17 protein-coding genes are annotated in these 21,203 nt (G+C 35.8%); 9 read left to right on the top strand and 8 right to left on the bottom strand.

Going from position 1 to position 21,203, the window contains the following annotated elements:
- The first annotated feature begins 329 nt into the window (after positions 1–329).
- Positions 330–2,672, top strand: a complete 2,343-nt coding sequence (gene helD / locus ACFQU5_RS15660; protein ID WP_390289748.1) for an RNA polymerase recycling motor HelD — start codon at positions 330–332, stop codon at positions 2,670–2,672.
- Between the two features lie 101 nt (positions 2,673–2,773).
- On the opposite strand, the gene ACFQU5_RS15655 is transcribed toward helD, so the two are convergent.
- Complete coding sequence (locus ACFQU5_RS15655; RefSeq protein ID WP_390289745.1) at positions 2,774–3,679, bottom strand: LysM peptidoglycan-binding domain-containing protein; 906 nt, start codon at positions 3,677–3,679, stop codon at positions 2,774–2,776.
- Positions 3,680–4,609: 930 nt separating this feature from the next.
- Here ACFQU5_RS15655 and ltaS point away from each other — a divergent pair.
- Both ltaS and tlp read left to right on the top strand, forming a co-directional pair.
- Positions 4,610–6,574 (top strand): lipoteichoic acid synthase, encoded by a 1,965-nt coding sequence (gene ltaS, locus ACFQU5_RS15650; RefSeq protein ID WP_390289741.1) that lies wholly within the window; start codon positions 4,610–4,612, stop codon positions 6,572–6,574.
- A 139-nt stretch (positions 6,575–6,713) separates the two neighbouring features.
- Positions 6,714–6,950, top strand: coding sequence for a small acid-soluble spore protein Tlp (tlp, locus tag ACFQU5_RS15645; RefSeq protein WP_390289738.1), 237 nt, complete (start codon positions 6,714–6,716; stop codon positions 6,948–6,950).
- A 74-nt stretch (positions 6,951–7,024) separates the two neighbouring features.
- On the opposite strand, the gene ACFQU5_RS15640 is transcribed toward tlp, so the two are convergent.
- The 7 genes from ACFQU5_RS15640 to ACFQU5_RS15610 form a co-directional block, all read right to left on the bottom strand.
- Positions 7,025–8,188: a hypothetical protein gene (locus ACFQU5_RS15640; RefSeq protein WP_390289735.1), complete on the bottom strand. Its 1,164-nt coding sequence runs from the start codon at positions 8,186–8,188 to the stop codon at positions 7,025–7,027.
- Positions 8,169–9,512, bottom strand: a complete 1,344-nt coding sequence (locus ACFQU5_RS15635; protein WP_390289733.1) for a F390 synthetase-related protein — start codon at positions 9,510–9,512, stop codon at positions 8,169–8,171. The genes ACFQU5_RS15640 and ACFQU5_RS15635 overlap by 20 nt, the downstream gene beginning before the upstream one ends.
- Before the next feature lie 27 nt (positions 9,513–9,539).
- Entirely contained in the window at positions 9,540–10,376 is an 837-nt protein-coding gene (locus ACFQU5_RS15630) for an MBL fold metallo-hydrolase (RefSeq protein ID WP_390289730.1), read from the bottom strand.
- The gene (locus ACFQU5_RS15625; protein WP_486395273.1) at positions 10,363–11,370 is read right to left on the bottom strand and encodes an NAD-dependent epimerase/dehydratase family protein; all 1,008 of its coding nucleotides are present in this window, start codon (positions 11,368–11,370) and stop codon (positions 10,363–10,365) included. Before ACFQU5_RS15625 ends, ACFQU5_RS15630 begins: the two co-directional genes overlap by 14 nt.
- 7 nt (positions 11,371–11,377) lie before the next feature.
- Entirely contained in the window at positions 11,378–12,529 is a 1,152-nt protein-coding gene (locus ACFQU5_RS15620; protein ID WP_390289728.1) for an ATP-grasp domain-containing protein, read from the bottom strand.
- Positions 12,519–13,517 carry a beta-ketoacyl-ACP synthase III gene (locus ACFQU5_RS15615; RefSeq protein WP_390289725.1) on the bottom strand — a complete coding sequence of 333 codons (999 nt, stop codon included), beginning with the start codon at positions 13,515–13,517 and terminating at the stop codon, positions 12,519–12,521. Before ACFQU5_RS15615 ends, ACFQU5_RS15620 begins: the two co-directional genes overlap by 11 nt.
- A 321-nt stretch (positions 13,518–13,838) precedes the next feature.
- Complete coding sequence (locus tag ACFQU5_RS15610; RefSeq protein ID WP_390289723.1) at positions 13,839–15,548, bottom strand: methyl-accepting chemotaxis protein; 1,710 nt, start codon at positions 15,546–15,548, stop codon at positions 13,839–13,841.
- Between the two features lie 246 nt (positions 15,549–15,794).
- On the opposite strand from ACFQU5_RS15610, the gene ACFQU5_RS15605 reads away from it, so the two are divergent.
- From ACFQU5_RS15605 to pstB, 6 genes are all read left to right on the top strand, one after another.
- Positions 15,795–16,892 carry a phosphatidylglycerol lysyltransferase domain-containing protein gene (locus ACFQU5_RS15605; RefSeq protein WP_390289720.1) on the top strand — a complete coding sequence of 366 codons (1,098 nt, stop codon included), beginning with the start codon at positions 15,795–15,797 and terminating at the stop codon, positions 16,890–16,892.
- Positions 16,893–16,948: 56 nt separating this feature from the next.
- On the top strand, positions 16,949–17,338 hold the full coding sequence (locus tag ACFQU5_RS15600; RefSeq protein WP_390289717.1) for a GtrA family protein: 390 nt from the start codon (positions 16,949–16,951) through the stop codon (positions 17,336–17,338).
- 365 nt (positions 17,339–17,703) lie between these two features.
- Positions 17,704–18,543: a phosphate ABC transporter substrate-binding protein gene (locus ACFQU5_RS15595; RefSeq protein WP_390289714.1), complete on the top strand. Its 840-nt coding sequence runs from the start codon at positions 17,704–17,706 to the stop codon at positions 18,541–18,543.
- A gap of 60 nt (positions 18,544–18,603) precedes the next feature.
- The gene (pstC, locus tag ACFQU5_RS15590) at positions 18,604–19,515 is read left to right on the top strand and encodes a phosphate ABC transporter permease subunit PstC (RefSeq protein ID WP_390289711.1); all 912 of its coding nucleotides are present in this window, start codon (positions 18,604–18,606) and stop codon (positions 19,513–19,515) included.
- Between the two features lies 1 nt (position 19,516).
- A complete protein-coding gene (gene pstA / locus ACFQU5_RS15585; RefSeq protein ID WP_390289708.1) occupies positions 19,517–20,344 on the top strand; it encodes a phosphate ABC transporter permease PstA in 828 nt (275 codons plus the stop codon).
- An 82-nt stretch (positions 20,345–20,426) separates the two neighbouring features.
- The gene (gene pstB, locus ACFQU5_RS15580) at positions 20,427–21,197 is read left to right on the top strand and encodes a phosphate ABC transporter ATP-binding protein PstB (protein WP_390289757.1); all 771 of its coding nucleotides are present in this window, start codon (positions 20,427–20,429) and stop codon (positions 21,195–21,197) included.
- Positions 21,198–21,203 lie beyond the last annotated feature (6 nt).

Here is a 21,203-nt window from a genome sequence, read left to right as displayed (position 1 = left end):
ATGTTCATTAAAATAGATTTTACTCATAAAAATAACTCCCGTTCAGATTAATTATGTTTTAGTATAACGGGCTTTTTCCATAGAAAAAACCCCGAATAGGGCACTATTTATAAAGTGTCCTCTATTCGGGGTTCAGTTCACATGTGAGGAATTCGTTCTTTTTTTATATGCTTAAAAGCGAAATAGTAATTGAAAAAATAAAAAAAGCGTGGTAATCTTATATAGATATACGTCTTTTTATAATGTGGATAAAAAATCCCTATTATAATTATAATATATATTTTTTTGTTAGTCAATCCTTATATTGATTTTTTAAAGGAGTGTTTGCTATGAATTTAGAATTTCAGAATGAGCAACAACGAGTTGACAGCATAATGGAAATGATTGCGGAGAGAATCCAGGGATTAGAGAAAGAAACTTCCCGTCGAAAGGATGAAGTAGTTAGTCTCCGCAGACACTTTTGGGATGAAGTTAAGGTGAATACTGATAGCTTCGACGACTATCTTGAGGCAATTATCGGATTGAGACAAGAGGCGCAAAATCTATCTGTAAGCCAAAGCACTCATAGGCATGTCTCTAAAAGATTATCGGTTCTACGCCGTATGCAAGAGATTCCTTATTTCGGGCGTATTGACTTCAAGGAAGAAGGAATTTCGGATCACGAACAAGTTTATATTGGAATATCCACTCTTACAGATGAAAGTGGAGATGACTTCCTTATCTACGATTGGAGGACGCCCATAGCGAGTGTTTATTACGACTATCAGCCGGGTCCTGCCAAGTATTCCACCCCTGGAGGTATAATCCATGGTACCTTGGAGAAGAAGTGGCAATATCTCATCCGTGGTGGGATTCTCCAATCTATGTTTGATACGAGTCTTACAATTGGGGACGAAATCTTGCAGCAGGTTCTGGGCAGAGGTTCAGATAAACATATGCACAATATCGTAGCCACCATTCAACAAGAGCAAAACCGGATTATTCGTCATGATAGCGGGAGACTGCTCATAGTTCACGGAGCTGCCGGAAGTGGGAAGACATCTGCTGCTATGCAAAGAATTGCTTATTTGCTTTACAAATATCGTGACAGTCTGAAAGCAGATCAAATTATTCTATTTTCGCCTAATTCGTTGTTTAACAGTTATGTGTCTAATGTGCTGCCTGAGCTCGGTGAAGAGAATATGAAACAGGTTACGTTTCAGGACTATTTGACTCATCATCTAAGTACAGAGTTTCTAGTTGAGAATCCCTTTGAGCAATTAGAGTATGTTCTGACTGCTAAGGATACTAAGCTGTATACGTCAAGGGTTGCAAGTATTAAATTCAAAGCATCTACCCACTTTTTTGAGGCGATTAATTCATACAGGGAATCACTGGAGTTAGAGGGCATGTTATTTAAGGATATTGTTTTTAGGGGGAAGCCAATCGTTACTGCCGAGCAAATTTCCCATAGATTTTATACAAGTGAAACCTCCCTCCGTTTTCATAACAGACTAGAAAAGCTTAAGGACTGGCTAATAAAGAAGATAAATGAGGCTGAAAAACTTGAACGGAATAAGCCGTGGGTACAAGAGGACATTGAACTGCTTAGTAATGAGGAATACCATAAGCTGCAAACCTACTTAGCAAAAAAGCGAGGCTTCAAAAGAGAATATATTGCCGATTATGAAATTGAGCCTGAAGTATTAGCACGAATGATTATTCGGAAGAAATTGAAGCCTTTGCGAAATAAAATCCATGCATTCCATTTTATCGACATGAAGGAGATTTATAAGAACCTTTTTGCCGATCCTTTACAGATTGAAAAATGGATAGTGGGGGATAACGTTACACCTTTGGAGTGGACGGAAATTTGTCAACTTACGCTAGAAAAAATTGAAGAAGGTAAGTTATCTTACGAAGATGCTACCCCGTATTTACTAATGAAAGAATTGATTCAAGGCTTCCAGTCGAACCGTTCGATAAAACATATACTTGTTGACGAGGCACAGGATTATTCACCTTTTCAATTCGAGTTTCTGAAGCGATTGTTCCCATCAGCAAGGATGACAGTGCTCGGGGACTTTAATCAGGCCATATTCGCGCATGCAAGTGAAATGATTGATTTCCACAAACTTATTGGCATATACGGACAGGATGAAACAGAAGTGATTAACATGACCCGTAGCTACCGATCCACAAAACCAATTATCGAATTTACCCGCAGACTCGTACCAAATGGAGAACGGATTATCCCATTCGAACGAGACGGCGAGAGACCTAAGCTGGCGCAATTGTTCGACCACACAGAATTGCACAACTGTATTGCTGCCAAAATAGCTGATTTGCGTAGCTTGCAATATAATAGCATTGCCATCATATGCAAATCATCTGAGGAAAGTGAGCGAGCTTACGAAGCTTTGTCTAACATCAACAATATTAAGCTTTTGAAAAATGGCTCGTTTGAGTATGAACAGGGTGTTGTTATCATACCTTCTTATTTGTCCAAGGGTATTGAATTCGACGCAGTCATAGTCTATGATGCATCGGAACGAGTATACGGTGATGAAAGCTTGCGTAGAGTTTTTTACACAGCTTGCACAAGAGCAATGCATTATTTGCAACTATACAGCGTAGGAAAACCGACTCCTTTTATGGAAAATGCCTTGCGTGAGGGTTACATTCTAACCTAAGTATACAATTGTAATAACAGTTATTAATTAAATGAAAGAAAAGCAAAAAGGGACCGAAATCAGGTCCCTTTTTGCTTATTAAAGGTTAACGGAAAATAATTTTAGTCTAATATTGTGACCTTTAATTGTTTTCGGCCAAAGTTCATTGCATCCTGTTTTGAAGGGATGAAGACATCGATTTTATTTCCTTTAATGCCACCGCCAGTATCTCCAGCGATTGCCTCACCATAGCCTTCTACATAAACTTTACTGCCTAGTGGAATAACCGATGGATCCACTGAAATGACTTTCGCATCCGGGTTTTCCGTAAGATTAATGCCAGTTGAAGTAATACCGGAACATCCTTCGCATGAAGCAGTATAGGCTGTGGCTTCCATAATCAGTTCCTTGGATTCTGTATTGCTTGTTGATGATGGAGTTTCATCAGGTGCACTTTCCTTTGGGGCTTCATTACTTGTAATTGGTGCAGTTGCCGCTGGTGTACTTTCCTTTGGAACTTCATTATTTGTAGATGGTGCACTTTCCTTTGGTGTACTTTCTTTTACTGCATCATTCTTTGTTGATGGAACCGTCACTTTAGCCGAATTTTCCTTTTGTTCTGGAGCTGCAGCTACTGTTGTTTTTTCACTCAAAGCCGTATTGCTCGTTTTCGCGCCTTCAAAGATTAATAGATTTGACTCAGGATGAATAAGATCTGAATGCAAATTGTTCCACTCTTTAATCTGCGAGATCGTGACATCATGTGTGATAGCTATGTCCCATAATGTGTCTCCGGGCTTAATTGTATAACGTTTTTCCTGAGCAATTGTTAGTAAATCCCCAGGGTAAATAAGGTCAGTATTTAGATGATTTACTGTTTGAATAGCTTCCACGGATGTATGATTTGCACGTGCTAAATCCCAAAGTGTATCTCCTTTTTGTACGGTAAGGGTTGCAGCTTGTACATTAGCGCCAACTGTTAACGTGAGTGCGGCAGCTGGTACGATTGATATTAATTTTTTAAACATTTAATTTTCCTCCAAGTTCTAAGTTGCTAATTTGAGATTATCGTAACATAGATTTTTTCGTAAAAAAGAACAGGGAGGTGTTAATTCGTTTACGTCTATGGCATTTATATTGCGATAATATTTCGAGGTCAGTTTATTTCTTATTTAATAAGAAGAAACTAATTGAACGGATGGAAACTCTATAAAATCTTTGAGATAATTGTTAAAAGAGAGGTTATGGGGTGACTGAAGTGGAAAGATTTGAAATGAATTTTAACAATCTGGTTGTAAAATTATGGTTTTATACAGTTTTTCCGATAATCCTTGTTTCAATTCTTTTATTATTAATTCTCCCGATCGAATACCGGAACTTAATCATTATTTTTAAAGGTTTCGTTATAATTTCTTTTTGGGTGTGGTATTTACTTTATAAGAAGTAAGAGACAAAAAAATGAAGGAATATATAGGTTTACCCGTTTTGAAGTGAAAGTCTATTCATAAAACTGAAAGGATTGATTTCGGTATATTTTACCGGACTCAATCCTTTTTATTTTCTCATTTAAAGGGTTTCCCCTAGCAAATTTGAAACTTTTTAAAGCTATTAACGTTCTAATAATATTGTAAAGGGTATTTTAAAAACATTACAAAGAAATAACAAATATGTATAGACTCTCGCAATCTAGTCTATACTTGCTAGAGCATATGGCGAAAAAGGAAGGATTTACTTAGTTTTAGACAGAAAGGAAAATTAAAAAACTTTACTTGATTATAACTTGACAGAAGTTCGTTTATGATGTAATGTATAAAAGTTCTAGGAAAACTTCTAGATAAAACGATAGTATAATAGTTTACCAAAATTTTCTTCAAATGTAAAACTTAATTATCACTCTATTAAACAATAATTAAGTTGCAAATACATTTAGTCTATTGGAATAATAGGAAGGTGGAAAAATGGAAGGTTTAAATAACAAAAAAGCTAACTTTTTAAATAAATTTTTTGGTCTTTATTCATTAGCCGTCATCATGCTATGGCTTAAAACATATATCACGCAAGTAACGCAGTTTAAATTAGGGGTTGAAGGGCCGCTTCAACAATTCCTTTTATTAATAAATCCTATAGGCTCGGCAATGCTATTTCTAGGCTTTGCATTTTTATTTAGAGGAAGAGGACGCTATGCAATATTAGTGATTGTTTATACTTTTATGTCCATTCTTTTATATGCAAATGCCGTTTATTATCGATTCTTTAGCGACTTTATTACCTTGCCAACAATATTCCAAACTCAAAACTTTGGAGATTTAGGTGGCAGTGTTGTTTCTTTATTAAGACCATACGATATTTTATTCTTTGTTGATGTATTGTTTTTAATTTACTTATGTCTATCTAAAAAAATCCAAAAAGACTCCAGCAGAATGGGATATAAAAAAGGGCTTGCCTTGATCGCTTTTGTCGTTGGATTATCTTTTGTAAATTTAGAACTTGCTAATGCTGATCGCCCACAACTATTAACGCGTGGTTTTGATCGAAACTATATTGTTAAGTATTTAGGAATGTATAACTATACGATTTATGATGCTACTGAAACGGTAAAAGCGTCTTCGCAAAGGGTATTAGCTGATAACGATGATATGACTGAAGTTATCAACTATGCAAAATCGAATTATGCCGAACCAAATCAAGACTATTTTGGTGCAGCAAAAGGGAAGAATGTTATCTATATTCATTTAGAGTCTTTCCAAAACTTTTTAATCAATTATAAATTAAATGGTGAAGAGGTCACTCCGTTCATCAATTCGTTGGCTGGAGATTCAAGTTCACTATACTTTGATAACTTCTTCCACCAGACAGCTCAAGGTAAAACATCGGATGCCGAGTTTATGCTTGAAAACTCTATCTTTGGTTTACCGCAAGGATCTGCATTTATTACAAAAGGTGAGAATACGTATCAAGCAGCTCCAGCAATATTAAGTGGCAATGGCTATACATCCGCAGTATTCCATGGGAACAGCGGAACTTTCTGGAACCGTAATAAGATTTATAAATCATTTGGTTATGAACATTTCTTTGATGCCAAATATTATGATACAAGCAATGAAATCGATATGGCTGAATATGGTTTATTGGATAAACCATTCTTTGAACAATCAATACCACTTTTAGAGACATTACCGCAACCGTTCTATACGAAACTTATTACGGTTGGACACCATTATCCATACAAGATCAATCAAGATTTAACTACGATTGGCAAAGCGGATACTGGAGATGCGAGTGTAGATGATTACTTCCAAACAGCCCGTTATGCTGATGAAGCCATCGAACAGTTCTTTGCGGATCTAAAAGAATCAGGATTGTATGAAAACAGTGTGTTTGTTTTATATGGTGACCATTATGGTATCTCCGAAAATCATAATAATGCCATGTCAAAACTTATGGGGAAAGAGATTAATTCTTTTGAAAGTACTAATCTGCAACGCGTTCCATTAATTATTCATGTTCCAGGAATGGAAGGTGGAGTGAATCATACTTTCGGAGGACAAATTGATCTTCTTCCAACATTATTGCACTTACTTGGAATTGATACACATAATTATGTTCAGTTTGGTACAGACCTATTATCACAAGAACATAATGAATTAGTAACGTTTAGAAATGGTGATTTTGTCAGCCCTACAATCTATTCAATTGATGATAAATTCTATGATGCTACAACGGGCTTACAATTAGATGATAGTCAACTAGATATGGCCAATGAATACAAAAAAGAAGTGGATAATAAATTACAATTATCAGATAGAGTTGTAAACGGGGACCTATTAAGGTTTTACACACCAGCTGACTTTACTAAAGTGGATCCATCACAATACAATTACAATAAAGATTTAGATTTAATTGAACAAAACATTACTGAATAAATAAAAGGGGTAAGATATGACAAGTTACTTTTGTGATATCTTACTCCTTTTTAATTTGTCATTTTTTCTTCAAGCGTTTAGGTATATCTAAATAAAAGGAAACCAAACTATTTTCAAAAGAGTAATTTGGAGGATAAACATGCCGAAAGAACAGCAACCAAATCCCGATAATCGATACAATAATGTTGAACGGTTACATGACATGATTGAAAATACGAAAAGCAAACTACAAGAAGCGGAAATCAGTATGGAGTTTGCAAGTCCAGAAGAACGACAACAGCTACAAAATAAAAATGCGCGTCGAAAACAATCGATTGAGGCAATGGAAAGTGAAATGCAAGATGAATCGGAAGCGCGTAAAAATAGGGAATATTGAAGTGAAAATAGTAAGAGCTCAACCATGTTTTGTGGTTGAGCTCTTATTTTGGAAGTTAAGCAAGTATCACAATTTTATAATTCCAGCTTTTCAACCAAAGGGATTCCTATCTTCTTAAGCAGGAAGGAAAGCAGTTTCCAAAAAGACTTTTTGCTGAAGGGGAGATGGTTGACATACAACGCTGTATATTCAGGCGTTCCTTCTCCACTTCTAGCTTTTTTAAAATGACCTGCTCCTGCACTTTGATGATATAAGCAATTGTTATCCAGCGCTAATTTTGTGTTTAGATGTCTTAATATCCGATAGAGTTGAAACTGTGGGAATAATGAAAGGTTGTATCCGTAAATCGGATTCGTCATCATGTTGTTTACAACAAACGTTCCAGAAATCGCTTCAAGTTTCCCGTTGATTTTCACTCCTTGAAAAATGAACAAATCTTGATCCAATAACTTTTCAATAAATTTGTAAGTGAATTGTGGATTCAAGTCGGAATATTTTTCAATATATAGTTGATTGTAAAGCTCAACAATTCGTTCGATATCCTCTGGCAATATTTCTTTATTCGTAACGATACGCATGTCTTTTGTGATGCACTTCTCATCTTGTCTTCTTTTTTTTCTCTCTCCTTTAGTTGGGGTATTTAATCTTTTGTTTGTTGAAATGTAAATATACCGGCTTGGCAATAAGTTGTATCCCTCGGTCTCAAAAGACTTCATCATATCCTTATGGCAAATCTCATTAATCGAACGAAACCCAAGTTGGTATTTAGGAAAACGTTCAATAAGCAGCTCTTTTAATGCATGTACCTCTTCATTTGATAAAGGCGATATTAAGTTTGTAGACAAGCAATAATTATTAATGTAAACAATTTTATTAATTTCAACTAACTTTGCAAAAGAGCCGAAAGAGTTAATGATCGCTTCCAATAAGAATCTCAACGGTTTTGGTGAAACAAAGCGTAATTCTTCCTTCGCGTAAGTAATGTAATGTGTATATGGTGAGCATACATAAGAATTATTGTAGGTATCGTCATTGACAGTACAAGGCAGTAATTTTCGTCCTAAGGCAACAAAAAAAACTTCTGTTTCTACGTTTTTCATATAAGATGTTGTATCTAAGATGAAATCTGCGAAATACTCTTTTAGGAAAGCGCCGTTTTCATAGAAACTCCAATCCAATTCGTCCATATTTCTTTTATTATAAAGAATCGCTTCGTAATTATTTAGTATTGTAGACACCCTCATTTAACTGTATATTGCTTTTAATACGCTTTAGTTTTGTTAAGCGATCATTTTCCTCATATTCACTAAAAGTGATTTCTGGACTTAGGTAGTTATCTTGAAAGAAATCCATTAAATTCGATTCTATGCTTTGTTCGGTTTCTTGCCTTTTTTCTTCATCAAATACTAGGCATTGAACCTCGATTTCTAGCACATTATGCTGGATTACTTTGTATTCTTTCAGGTTATCGGAAGCCGAAATACAAGCTCTCCTTATAAAGTCGGGAAAGACGTACTCCAGGGAGTCTTTGTGTTTATCTTTAAGAATAAATACATCATCCATTCGACCTTCTATCTGTTCAATTGCCAACATGGGAGAACCACAGGGACAAGGTTCGGATTTCAGTGTAAGAATATCGTTTAAGCGATAACGAATAATTGGTTGTGTACGCCTTTTATAATCAGTAATGATTGGGTGGAATTTCGTTTTTTCAGCATTTAAGAATTCCTTCTCGATATAAACAATATCTTCATTTAAGTGAATTGTCCCATGGGAACAAGAGCAGCCTAGGAATCCTTCAGTACATTGATATACTTGATGAATCTTTTGTTTAAATATACTTTCAATGTAGGCCTCGTCCAATGGGTCCAACACTTCAGCCATTGTAATAATCTTGATAGGTTGAATGTTCAGTTTCTGTTCTTTTACAGCACTCGCAATACGACGAACCATTGACGGGGGAGCGGCTAAAATAGTAGGCTGATAGTCTTGTAGTCTTTTAATATGTTCATCAAAGTGATCTAGTAAATCAAAAAATGCAAACTCGATTTTATTACTTCTTACAGACTCGTACAAATTACTGTTTGCACGTAAAAAGAATGCGATTTTCTCTTTGTTTTTAAAGCCATTAGGCAATAATTTGGCTAAAATTGTCCCAGCCCAGGCTGATTGCTCTTCTCTAGAAACTAAGAAAATCCCTCGATTCCCTGATGTACCGGAAGATAATCCCACCGTGATGTTACCGATTGCCGGCGAGAAGTCTCGATTTTCTTCTGCATGCATAGCAACTTGAAATGCCTCTTCTTTTTTTACACCTTTAGTGTTCTGTTCATCGAAGTGATCCATCATGAACGGTTTATTCATGAAAGGATAGTGATTTATGTCAGTTAAATCATATGTTCTGCTTTTCTTCAGTTGTTGATAATAAGGAGAATGGGTGTTAATCCATTTAAGATGTTTTTGTAATTGTTTGTTTTGCCACATACGAAAATGTTCTGGCGAGTACTTTTGAACTTTTTTGACCTTTAGATAGTTTTGTAGAATGTACATTAATTTAATCATTTGAAACCTCTTGTTTGGTGACATGGTTTATTGAAACGGTTCTTCGCAATGAGAAGGAATGATTTTGATTTCTTTCTGCAATTTATGTAAACGCACAATTTTTTCAAAGTTTTCTTTGTATTCTTTAACGTTATCCATGATCAAATACGCTATGTTATTTGGTGGTCGATTCTCTCGGAAGGCAGTACTTCTCCAAACGGAATCCGCTACTAAAAATACTGTTTCCTTGCTGTCATTTTCAAAAATCAGTCCAAATTGTCCTTTAGCGTGACCTGATAGATTGATTGCTAAACAACTTCCGTCACCCCAAAGATCATAAAGTGGTTTTTGGAAAACTTCACTTATAATGTTGCGTGTATGATTACCGACTGGAGCAATTTTTGCATCTTCTATAAAGAGGACTCTATCTTCAAAATCATTAGGCAATAAATTTGGAATATAAGCAGATTTTGCGGCACGGATTCCTTTTTTATTTTTTATAGATTGAAATGCTTCCTTTGAACAGACGAATACACTGTTAGGAAAATCTTTTAGCCCGCACATGTGATCTGCATGGAAATGGCTTAAAAATATATAGCGAATATCCGCTGCATGGATGTTTTCTTTCTCAAGCTGCGCTAATATAGTATCTTCAGCTTTTACATAGACAGGTGTTATTTTAGCGTATAAAGAAAAGGGGAATTTAGCTGTCTCTTCATAAAACCTCTCGGTATATCCTGTATCGAATAATATATATCCTTTAAGTGGATGCTTTAATAATGCAACCATGGCCGGGAACTTCATTTCGTATGATGATTCACCCTTTAAAGCTATTTTTGCATTATGTGTACAATGGCCGGTTTGAAATAATTTATATGTTAACATTCTGAGCTTTCCACCATTCTGCAAACTTGTTTATTCCTTCTTCAACTGAAATACGCGGGTTATATCCTAACTCTGTTTTAGCCGCGTCGATATTTAAAGTTTGAGAGTGCGCTAGTACTGTTACCGTATATGGCGTGATAATAGGCTCTTTTTTAATATGGAAGAGTCGATAGGTTTTTTCTAGTATGCTTGCAACTCGTAGTATTTTTTCATATTTCATTTCTCTCTTTTTCATCGGCTGCCCGAGCATAGTGAAAACTCTCTCTAAAATATTGTTTAAATACATCGGCTCGCCATTTGTAATATTATATTTCTTTCCAACAGTCCGTTCATCCGAAACGAGACAAAGACATAGAGCATCCACAACATTTTCGACATATGTAATATCTGTTAATATTCTTGCTCCATCGATAAATGGTAATCCGGATCTCTGATTCGTTTTAATTAATCTCGGAATAATTGCATTATCACCAGGTCCAAATAAGGCGCGAGGCCTAATTGTGATAGTCGGTAAGCCTTTATTAAAAGCTTCATCGACTACATCTTCCGCCATTCTTTTCGTTTCAGCATAGAAATTAACGGCAGGATTAGGTAAGACACTATCTTCTTTCACATTTATTTTTGAGCGTTCCTGCAAACTAAAATAAATACTAGGTGTAGAAACGTGTACAAATCTTTTTATATTATGAAAGAGGGCGGAGTCGACCATGTTTTGTGTGCCGATGACATTCGCACTATAAAAATCCTCGTATTTCCCCCAAACTGAAGAAAGTGCACCACAATGAATGACGAAATCTTGATTTTGCATTACTTGAAATATCCCATCTCGATCTTCCAGAGATGCTTGTACAAAATGAACATCGTGAGGAAGAATACTGCCGACAGCTATGTTACGACCTATTGCCGTTACATGAAATCCTTCGTGAGCTAATCTTTTGACAAGATGTTGACCTAGAAAACCCGTGGCACCTGTTACTAGAATGTTTCTCTTCAATTATTACTCACTCCTTTCCATTCCATTCAATATCTAATGTACTCATTTGATAGCTGGATATTTTTCTTTTCCTCGATTCCTTTAATAAATATAGGAAACTGGTTATTTGATCGAAAAACGCATTTGGATCTTTTGTATTCCAAACGATATCCTTTGCCCGGGTCATCTTATGAATTTGTTTCATGATATTTTTGGAAAAAAATGTTTGCAGCATTGCTAAACCTAGCATCGTTGTTTCTGTACCTACTATATAGGGTTCGGTTGTCTGCTGGCGCTGCGCAAGTGGGAACAAGCAAACTCCACTGGTTGTTCGCGGATTACATTCAATTGGATAAAACTCGTCATTGTCAGTCAATATCAAATCAAAAGCAATTTGGCCAGTATATTTATATTCTTCAATATATCTTCTCACGAATTCTTCTAATTTCCGATTAATGTAAGGTTCGAAATATATTGTAGCGCTTAATCCTACACTATCGTTTGTTTGATAGGCGCTAAAAAGCCTCATATGACCGTTATCTGCTATGGCATACGTACAAATTTGAATTCCTTTAATTTTTTCCTGGATAACCCAGATATTTTTCTTCAAGAAGAGTAAATCAAGTATTTCAGAACCTTTTTTAAAAACAACTTCAGTACCAAATCTGGAATATGCCGGCTTACAGACATATTCTTTAATGAAGTTAATAGAGTTGGCCTCTAAATAATTTGAGATTTCCGCTCTGGAGTTAGTTTTAGTTGTGTCGATGAATACTGTAAAGGGAACATGGATATATTCACTAAACTTATTCCTTAATGTGTTGATGAACAATCCTTTATGGTGAAAGGTTTTTATTATATCTAACGGTTCACAAAAAACACGACAATATTTCGAGAGCTGATCGTATGCATAAGCAATGTGAAATACTTCTTCACAAGTAGGTATAAGTAAATCAATTTTACATTCTTGAATGATTTGTATTAAATCCTCAATATATGCATGCCGATTGTCATTAGGTGAGTTTACTCGAAAACTTTTCTGAAATAAATTAGAACGCATACACAGGTGTTTAGGTAAACTTTCTGCCATGAATAGGGTGTTCCCTTGTTGCCTTAACAATCGGGCGAGATAATATGTCGCAGGAGCTCGTCCCCCTGTAAGCAAGATATTAATACTCAAACACAATCCCTCCGATAGATAGACCAGCAGAAGTGCCTAATAGCATAATTTTATTACCTCGTTGAATTTTATGTTGTACAATCGCTTCATGTAAGGCCATTGGGATACTCGATGCAATTGTGTTTCCATGATTGTGGATAATGTTCATGAACTTTGCTTCTTCAATGCCTAATTTTTTCCTTAAAATTCTCATTGCCATTCCACTTGCCTGGTGAGGGACAACTAAGTCAATTTCTTCCATCGTGCAATTAGAAGCAGCTAATAGATTTTCCATAAAAGCACCAATGTTTCTTGATGATAATTTGAAAATAGATTTTCCGTGCATATCAAATAAAAAGTCAGTTTCATCTGCATTTGAATTATTAGGATGCACTTTTGTTCCACCGCCTCTAATTTCAGTGTAATGAGCACCCTCGCTAATGGTTTCCATATGACCGGCCAGTATTTTAGAAGGTTCGTTTTCTGGAGTTTTCGTTAGAATGGCAGCAGCAGCGCCATCACCGAATAGTATCGCATTTTCTTTCGTTTTCCAATTCAACCCCACTGATGCTATTTCACTGGACACCAGCAGTATGTTTTTGTATCTTCCGCTATTTACTAAATAGGAGATTGTATCAAAGCCTGTTACGAAACTTAAACAAGTAGAGTTAATATCGAAACAGGGAATTTTAGATTCACTTAAACTCAATTGCTGTTGAACAAGTGCTGCATTACAGGGGATTGGTTGTTCCATTGTCCCACTGACACTTACGATGCAATCGATCTCTTCTTTATGTATACCCGAGGCATTAATCGCTTCAGTAGCTGCATAGGCTGCCATTTGTGAGGCAGTTTCATCTTCAATGAAGGAGCGCATTGCAACACCTGATTTTTGCTCTACCCATCCCTGTTTTACTCCTAATAATTCATCGAGTTCATGAGAGAATACTTTTTTATTCGGTAAATATTTTCCTGTACCTAAAATTTTAACATTTCTAACCTGAGACATAATACTTCCTTCCGCCTTCCAAATAAAGAACATTTTTAATCTACGCCATTTTTGCTGGAGTGGGGTAGATGAATTTATCTAAAGATAAAAGAACGAAATTCATAGTGAGAAGTTCGTTCTTTACTTGTTTTAAATTATTGATAATTCTTTTATTACATTATCAGAATCATCATTTATTAGTCTATGGGAAATATAGGAGCCTATAAATCATTGACACTGGACTAAAGGGAAAAATAGGGGAAATCAAGTAGTACAAAGAAAAGAGTGTAGACAAATATCATATTGACTTTACCTACACTCTAATGAGTTTGTTCTATAAAATTATGATATTTTAAATGTGTTTACAACGCTTCGAAGGTCTTCGGCCATTTTTGCTAGTGCATGGGCTGAAGCAGTTATTTCCTCCATTGAAGCAAGTTGTTCCTCGGCACCTGCTGCTACAGTTTGAGAATTTGCAGAAGACTGTTCGGCACTCTTGGAAACATTCTGTATCTTGAGGCTCATTTCTTCAACAGCTGCGGCGATTTGCTCAGATGTCACAGATACTTCTTCGGATTTTTTTGATACGTCAGTAGCTGAATGCAGAATTTTCTCGAAGGATTCTCCCGTTTCATTGATTAAGTGAAGCCCTTTTTCTACTTCTGATGTACATTTATCCATTGATCCTACAGCTTCCATCGTGCTATTTTGTATTTCTAAAATTAAGTGAGTAATCTGCTCTGCAGAACGTTTTGATTCTTCGGCTAGTTTTCTTACTTCCTCAGCTACAACAGCAAATCCTTTACCATTTTCACCTGCTCTTGCCGCTTCAATCGCAGCATTCAATGCTAATAAATTCGTTTGTTCAGAAATTCCTGATATAACAGCTACTATTTTTTCAATCTCTGATGAGCGACTACCGAGATCTTTAATAACACTTGATGAAGCAAGTACAGTACTGTTAATAGATTTCATTTGCTCTATCGTTTTATTTAATGCTACATTTCCTCGTTCTGATTCTTCCGTAGTTGCATTGGATTGCTCGGATACAAGTGAAATGGAATTAGCAATATGGCTAATGCTCGTTGCTGTTTCTTGTGTAGAAATGGATATCTCGTCTGTATGCTTTACGGAATCTTCAGCCCCAGCAGCAAGATAAGTGCTTGCTTCTGCGATATGTTGGGAAGCATTACTAGTTTCTTCGGCACTGGCGATTAATTGCTCAGATGATGCTGCAACATGATCGGATGATTCGCGAACATTCAAAATCAGGTTCTTTAATTGATTCAGCATTTTGTTAAATGAAAGTGCAAGTGAGCCAATTTCGTCTTTTGATTCGTATGTGCTTTGAACAGTTAGATCTCCGTGTTCAGCTTTACTCATCAACTCTACCATTTCTTTAGTAGGTTTATAGACGAGTTGAGCGATGATCCAACTTAATCCGACATACATCACTAATGCAATAACAATGATACTGATTAAAAAGATTGTTGAAGACTGAATATCTTTTTCGTTTTGTTCATTCACTGATTTGGCATCAGCACTATTTATATCTATAACTTCTGTGTATAGTTCATCGATTTCATTTAATATTGGAGCGACCTCTTCGACATAAAGTGAGTATCCTTCAATATTTTGATTTTTTATGGCTAAATTCAGTATCTCATCTTTGTAGTGTTCAAATTCGGCATTCAATTCATTGATTTTATCTAATAATGACAATTCACTAGAATTATCGGTGTTATAGGTTTTCCGTAGTTCTTGGTTCGCACTGATCCTCTCGTCAATTGCTTTTAAAAGTTCTTCGTTGCGATTCTTTTCGGTATTCACCAATAACTCTATAAGTGCTAATCGTACATATTGTGAATTGTTTTTTAGTTCGCTGACTGTTTCTATCGGAGTCAGTTTGTTATCGTACATATCCTCTAATTGATTGCCCATTTTATTGAATTGCATATAGCTAATCGTACCAATCAGTAACAGGCTAAGTAGGGTAACGACCAAAAGTAAGGCGAATTTCTGGGTAATTTTTAAATTTTTAATCCAATTCATGTTGTTTTCTCCTTTGATGTAATGGATGTTTAGTAGATTTGGAATAGAAAAAAATCTTCACACATTATATCGAGTAATAAATGTAATTGTTTATACATGACTTCAAGATTTCTATTGTAAAATTAATCCTATTCTCATGGATAAATAATAGAATACTACAGTTAATATTTACTATCTATGAACATTACTTACTATGTGGTATTATCAACAAAGATAATGGTGTTAATGTAACAGGAGGAAATACCCATGGTTTCAATGATTTCTAACTCTCAAAAAAAGCATATAAAGAGAGGTTTATCAGAAAATCAAGTAAACGTTCAGTATGATGAATTACTCCCTTTTTTAAAACGAAACGGGGGTAACCATGTATCCCATCTCATTTTTTTGCAAGATAAAGAACTGTTTTGGACAAAAGATCTGAATGTGTTGATTGTATATAAACAGATTTTCGATAAATACGTAGTGCTTGGCGATCCGATTGGCGATGAATCGAATTTCCGCTCCGCCATAAAAGAATTCAATGAATTTTGTAAGGGAAACAGAGGAAAGCCTATTTATTACCAAGTCAACCCTCGTTATATGCAACTCTATCACGAAGCTGGATATCGATTTATGAAGTTGGGAGAAGAGGCGCTTATTGAGCTCAATCATTTTTCTTTAGAGGGGAAAAGGGCTGCAAAGCTACGTACAAGATTAAACAAATTTAAGCGTAACGGTTTTGCATTTAATGTTGTAGAACCTCCGCATTCTACTAGACTCATTTCTGAGATTAAAAGAGTTTCGGATTGTTGGCTAGGTTCAGAAGCAGAAAAGGGCTTCTCGGTGGTTTCTTTTTGCGAAGATTATGTTTCGCGCTTTCCAATTGCACTATTACATAATGCAGAAGGAAAAGTTATTGCTTTTGCTACTTTAGCTACAGATTACAGACAAACAATAACCATTGACCTTATGAGAAATTGTAAACTGAGTCCACATGGGACAATGGATGTATTATTTACAAATATTATTCTATGGGCAAAAGAAACAGGCTTTTTGAAATGTAGTTTGGGAATGGCTCCGCTAGCCAACGTAGGGAATTGTAAACATTCATTTATTAGTGAAAAATTGATTCATTATGTCTATCGTTATGGGAATAAGAAATACAACTTTAAAGGTTTAAAAGAGTTTAAAGGTAAATTTGCAACAAGTTGGGAACCCAAGTATCTTGCATATAAAAAAACTTTATTACCGGTTATTTTCTTGCAGTTAGTACTGTTGATTAATCGTAAGAATCACCATCATAAAAAATTCTTAAGCAAAAATATTGTTAGGAAAGTAATTAAGAGTGGATTACGTTTCGAATAATGGAGAAGGCTCTCTACTAGAATTGTCATTTTAAGAAAGAGTCGGAAAGGCAAGCAATGCTATTAAGGAAAGAATTCGCCAAGTTTATGAAATATAGTTTAGTAGGTTGTATAAGTACGTTAATCTATTTTCTTTCAGTTTTTATATTAATTGAAGGTATGCAGGTGGATCCTGTGTTGGGTTCAGCTGCTGCTTTCATCATTATGACCATCGTATCGTTTTTCCTGAACGTAAAGTATACGTTCGGCAGTAGCATTACACAGCAGAAGGCTTTACGTTTCATGACAGTTTCAGCAGTAGGATTTATCCTGAATTTCATCCTGATATTTGTCACTGTCCGTGTTTTTGATTTCCATTATTTTATTGGAGAATTGGTCACCGTTCTAGTTATTCCTATTGTTAACTTTCTATTAAATAATTATTGGACGTTTCAATCGCAGCGATGAATCGACTGATATATATGTGCCGAGAAAGATGAATGGCTTGTCGTAACAAAAGCAGATAGCTAATTAAGCAATAGAATCAGTAAATAATACATAAGTAAAAGCCCGAAAAGCTAATTTTTCGGGCTTTTACTTATGTATTAATACTGAAATAAATAGTAAGTATCATAATGTGAATTTTAATTCATCCTAAGATATCTACTTAAAGTGTGAAAAATAACAATAATTTACAACAATGCTATTGATTTTAATATAAATTTACAAAACCTTTACAAAGGAAACGATGAAAATTTACACTTTGCCTTTATTCTATATTTAGACATAGTGCGACATATAAAAGTCCTAACATACTTACTTGGAGGTAAGAAATGAGCATTATAAAAAAAGTGAAATTTGGATTACTTATCGGATCAGTACTTGCTGTCCTTTCAGCATGTACGACTGATGATACAAATGAGACAGAGGCATCAAATGGTAATGGAGAGACAATTGCTATTTCTGGATCGACGTCTGTTGGGCCACTTGCTGAAAAATTAGCACACAAGTATGCAGAGCAAGATAATACGAATATTGAAATCAACCAAATTGGCTCTTCGGCAGGTATAACAAACGCAACCAATGGAGTATCCGAAATCGGAATGTCTTCAAGGGATTTAAAGGAAGAAGAAAAAGGACAGCTGAATGAAGTAGTAATTGCTTATGATGGAATAGTTGTTGTAACTCATCCGACAAATAAAGTAAAAGATTTGACGTTGGAGCAAGTGAAACAAATCTTTACCGGTGAAGTTACGAACTGGAAGGAGTTCGGTGGAGATGACATGGAGATTGTTGTTGTCTCACGGGAAGATGGTTCGGGATCACGGGACGCGTTCCAGGAAATTGTAGACTATAGTTCGGGTGAACTAATAAAAAATGCAATTATTGCAAGTGGCAACGGTAATATTAAAACAACAGTAGCAAACAATAAGCATGCTGTTGGATTTATCTCGTTTGAATATATCGATGAGTCCGTTTCAACAATTGACATAAATGGTGTAGAAGCAACTGCAGACAATGTATTGCAACAAAAATATAAATTATCAAGACCATTCTTATTTGTATATAAAGATGGCAAACTATCGGAAGCAGGACAAAAGTTTATCGATTTTATCATAAGTGAGGATGGACAAGCCATTGCTGCAGAAGCAGGGGCAATCCCAATTAACTAAACTTAAATCATAGAAGGAAGACAATACAAATCATTTGAACGTAATTTTGGAGGAGAAAAGGTGTCTATCCCAACAAACAATCAATCCGTAAAAATCAATCACGCAAATAAAAGAAAGTATTTGCTCGAAAAAGTGTCATCAAAGGTATTTTTGATTTGTGCACTTTTATCAGTATTCACATTATTACTTATTATTGGTTTTGTATTTTATAAAGGAGCCTATCCATTCGTTGCGCAAGGCTATAGCTTTGTTGACTTTCTCCTAGGTACCGATTGGGTACCAAGTGAAGATAAATTTGGTATATTCCCGATGATTATCGCATCGATATATGCCACGATTGGTGCATTAATCATAGGGGTGCCTATAGGATTATTTACTGCTATATTCTTGGCAGAGATTGCTTCTAAAAGAGCTGCAAAAATTATTTCTCCTGCGATTCAATTATTAGCAGGGATTCCGTCTGTATTGTACGGTGTATTCGGACTAGCGATTATTGTTCCATTTTTGCAAAACACCTTAGGGTTAGTGAAAGGTCAAAGCTTGATTGCTGTAATTCTTGTACTTGCAATCATGATGTTGCCAACAATCGTGACAGTAGCCGAAACAGCGATTCGAGCGGTCCCAAAAACATACCGAGAAGGTTCTTTGGCACTTGGTGTTTCACAAATTGGAACAATCTTTAGGGTTGTTGTACCAGCTGCAAAATCAGGGATATTAACGGCAATCGTGCTAGGGTTGGGTAGAGCAATTGGTGAAACGATGGCTGTAATTTTAGTGGCGGGAAACAGTTTGATCGTGCCAACAAGTCTTACAGATAGTATCAGACCATTAACAACAAACATAGCATTGGAAATGGGTTATGCAGCAGGAACTCATCAAGAAATGCTTTTTGCAACAGGTATCGTTTTATTCTCATTTATCCTAATCTTGAATTTTGTATTAGCTAGAATCAGCGCGAAGGGTGGTAACTAAGATGAGACAATTCAAAGATAACTTGCTATATAGTCTATTATGGTTATCGGCATTCTTATCTGTTGCGGTTCTCGTGATGATTGTTGGATTTATCTTTTATAAGGGCTTCGGTTTGATTAGTTTTGAGTTCATCTTCGGTGATTATTCTCCAACTGGTGGGGGAGGAATTCTGCCGATGATTGTTACAACAATCTACACAATTGTTATTTCACTCATTATTGCAACACCAATCGGAATTTTAGCGGCAGTATATTTACAGGAATATGCGAAACAAGGCCGTTTAGTAAAAGTTATTCGCTTTGCAACAGAAAGTTTGACAGGGATTCCTTCGATTATTTATGGTTTATTCGGAGCGGTATTTTTTGTAACAACATTAAAATTAGGTATGTCTATTATAGCGGCATCACTTACATTAACGATCATTGTTTTACCGGTTATTATTCGTACAACTGAGGAAGCTTTAAAGACGGTACCCGCGGCTTATCGTGAAGGTTCATTGGCACTTGGAAATACGAAGCTGCAAACATTATATAAAGTCATCTTGCCTAGTGCGATGCCAGGTATTTTATCGGGTATTATTCTTTCGATTGGACGAATTGTTGGGGAATCTGCTGCGATTTTCTTAACTGCAGGTACTGTAGCGGCAATGCCGGAGAGCATTTTTTCTTCTGCCCGAACTTTAACCGTTCATTCATATCTAGTTACACAAGAAGCTGGAGATATTGAACTCGCAGCAGCTATCGGGATTGTGCTCATCGTCTTAATACTGGCAATTAATCTTTCGGCAACATTTATCTCAAAGAAACTAAATAAAACAACAAACAAATGAGGAGTTTGTTATGACGACATCAGTAATGGAACGTACAGATACATTAACCACACAATATGAAACAGGGAAGGGTATATCGGAAATGGAGCAACGTAAAAACGGAACATCGAAAATAAATGTAAAAGACCTAAATTTATTCTATGGTGATAAGCAAGCGTTATACGGCGTTTCCCTTGATATTCACGAAAAACAAGTAACTGCGTTAATCGGTCCATCTGGCTGCGGGAAATCAACTTTCCTACGTACCTTAAATCGAATGAATGATTTAATCGATGGCGTGAAAATTACAGGTGATATCAATATCGATCAGGAGAATATTTATAACACGAACGATGTCATTAAATTGCGTACAAAAGTAGGTATGGTGTTCCAGAAACCAAATTTATTCCCGATGAGTATTTATGACAATGTAGCCTATGGTCCAAGAGGACAAGGGATTAAAAATAAAAAAGAGCTCGATAAGATTGTAGAGGAAAGTTTACGCGGTGCTGCCATTTGGGAAGAAGTGAAAGATCGCCTAAAAACTTCAGCCCTTGGCTTGTCAGGTGGACAACAACAGAGGGTATGTATAGCTCGAGCAATTGCAATGAAACCAGATGTAATCCTGATGGATGAACCTACTTCTGCTCTTGATCCGATTTCAACTTTAAAGGTTGAAGAGTTAATTACAAACATGAAGAAGGATTATACAATTGTGATTGTTACTCATAACATGCAACAAGCTGCACGGATTTCTGACAAAACAGCGTTTTTCTTAAATGGAGAAGTTGTTGAATATGACAATACAGATGAAATATTCTCAACACCGCAAGATCAGAGAACTGAAGATTATGTTACAGGTCGATTCGGATAAGGGGAG

The sequence above is a fragment of the Ureibacillus sp. GCM10028918 genome (assembly GCF_042666115.1).
Lineage (GTDB): Bacteria > Bacillota > Bacilli > Bacillales_A > Planococcaceae > Ureibacillus.
Note: the sequence above shows the minus strand (reverse complement) of the source record. Positions and strands in the feature narration are given on the sequence as shown.

Bases quoted from the DNA above. Each gene is read 5' to 3' on its own strand.
- tlp (WP_390289738.1), top strand. From the start codon at position 6,714: ATGCCGAAAGAACAGCAACCAAATCCCGATAATCGATACAATAATGTT.
- ACFQU5_RS15615 (WP_390289725.1), bottom strand. From the start codon at position 13,517: ATGTCTCAGGTTAGAAATGTTAAAATTTTAGGTACAGGAAAATATTTA.
- helD (WP_390289748.1), top strand. From the start codon at position 330: ATGAATTTAGAATTTCAGAATGAGCAACAACGAGTTGACAGCATAATG.
- pstA (WP_390289708.1), top strand. From the start codon at position 19,517: ATGAGACAATTCAAAGATAACTTGCTATATAGTCTATTATGGTTATCG.
- ACFQU5_RS15605 (WP_390289720.1), top strand. From the start codon at position 15,795: ATGGTTTCAATGATTTCTAACTCTCAAAAAAAGCATATAAAGAGAGGT.
- ACFQU5_RS15610 (WP_390289723.1), bottom strand. From the start codon at position 15,548: ATGAATTGGATTAAAAATTTAAAAATTACCCAGAAATTCGCCTTACTT.
- ltaS (WP_390289741.1), top strand. From the start codon at position 4,610: ATGGAAGGTTTAAATAACAAAAAAGCTAACTTTTTAAATAAATTTTTT.
- ACFQU5_RS15635 (WP_390289733.1), bottom strand. From the start codon at position 9,512: ATGATTAAATTAATGTACATTCTACAAAACTATCTAAAGGTCAAAAAA.
- pstB (WP_390289757.1), top strand. From the start codon at position 20,427: ATGGAGCAACGTAAAAACGGAACATCGAAAATAAATGTAAAAGACCTA.
- ACFQU5_RS15630 (WP_390289730.1), bottom strand. From the start codon at position 10,376: ATGTTAACATATAAATTATTTCAAACCGGCCATTGTACACATAATGCA.
- ACFQU5_RS15600 (WP_390289717.1), top strand. From the start codon at position 16,949: ATGCTATTAAGGAAAGAATTCGCCAAGTTTATGAAATATAGTTTAGTA.
- ACFQU5_RS15595 (WP_390289714.1), top strand. From the start codon at position 17,704: ATGAGCATTATAAAAAAAGTGAAATTTGGATTACTTATCGGATCAGTA.
- ACFQU5_RS15655 (WP_390289745.1), bottom strand. From the start codon at position 3,679: ATGTTTAAAAAATTAATATCAATCGTACCAGCTGCCGCACTCACGTTA.